2 protein-coding genes are annotated in these 1,200 nt (G+C 65.8%); one reads left to right on the top strand and one right to left on the bottom strand.

What is annotated here, in order from left to right; translation table 11 throughout:
• The coding region (locus tag EOA85_RS35625; RefSeq protein WP_206523478.1) for a gamma-glutamyltransferase at nt 1-671 on the top strand (671 nt) is incomplete at its 5' end.
• Here the strand turns inward: EOA85_RS35625 and EOA85_RS35620 are convergent.
• Nucleotides 665-1,200, bottom strand: a 536-nt coding sequence (locus EOA85_RS35620) for an ATP-binding cassette domain-containing protein (RefSeq protein ID WP_127212756.1), incomplete at its 5' end; no start/stop codon positions are given. The two genes, EOA85_RS35625 and EOA85_RS35620, sit on opposite strands and share 7 nt — an antisense overlap.

Genomic DNA, 1,200 nt, shown 5'->3' with positions numbered 1-1,200 from the left:
GCGACCAGAACCACGTCCATGTTCCGGTTGAGCAGTTGTTGTCCAGGTCCCATGCGGACCGGCTCCGCGCCGAGATCGATCCGGCGCGTGCGATGACGCATCTGCCTCGGCTTGAGCTTCAGCAGAGCGATACCGTTTACATCTCCGTGGTCGACCGCGATCGTAATGCGGTCAGCTTCATCAACTCGACCTTTGGTACGTTCGGCAGCGGGGTGGTCGGCCCGAGCACCGGCGTCGTCCTGCAGAACCGCGGCAGCAGCTTCCGCCTGGCGGCGGACCACCCAAACCGCATCGCACCGGGAAAACGCCCCATGCACACCATCATGCCGGGCATGGTGACAGCCAAGGGCAGGGCGATCATGCCGTTCGGCGTGATGGGCGGCGGCTACCAGCCGTTCGGCCATGTCCACCTGCTCACCAACATTATCGATTTCGGCATGGACCCGCAGGAGGCGCTTGATGCGCCGAGGGTGTTTTACCGCCAGGACGCAGTGGAGGCGGAGCGTGGCGTTCCGGCCGAGGCGATCGCCGGCCTGCGCGAGCGAGGCCACGACGTGTCCATCCCAACCGAGCCGCATGGCGGCGGCCAACTGGTGCTGATCGACTGGGACAAGGGCACGCTTACCGGCGCGTCCGATCCACGCAAAGATGGTTGCGCGCTGGGTTACTGACGATCGGCCGCGCCTTGCGTGCTGGTCCTGTTCAGTTTTGGCGCTGCCGTCACCAGCGCCTTGCCGATCGTCGATTGCGGGGCACCGATGACCGCACGGGCGTTGCCGCTCTCGGCGACGCGGCCGGCGTCGAGGATGACGACACGATGGGCGATGGCGCTGATAACGCCGAGATCATGCGAAATGAACAGATAGGCGATCCGTTCCTCGCGCTGCAGATCGAGCAGCAATTGCAGGATCTGTCGGCGCACCGATACGTCGAGCGCGGACACCGCTTCGTCGAGCACGATCAGCGACGGCTTTGTCGCGATGGCGCGAGCAATCGCGATGCGCTGGCGCTGGCCGCCCGAGATCTCGTGGATGGCGCGGCCGGCGAGATCAGCGCTCAGGCCGACACGATCGAGCAGAGCGGAGATGCGGCGCGGGCGTTCTGATCGAGTTGCGATGCCATGGATCCGCAGCGGATCGTCGAGCACGCGCGCGACGGTGGCGCGTGGGTTGAAGGCGGCGAGCGGGTCCTGAAATACCA

The organism is Mesorhizobium sp. M5C.F.Ca.IN.020.29.1.1, assembly GCF_003997375.1.
Classification (GTDB): Bacteria; Pseudomonadota; Alphaproteobacteria; order Rhizobiales; family Rhizobiaceae; genus Mesorhizobium; species Mesorhizobium wenxiniae.
This window is presented reverse-complemented; position numbering and strand designations above follow the sequence as displayed.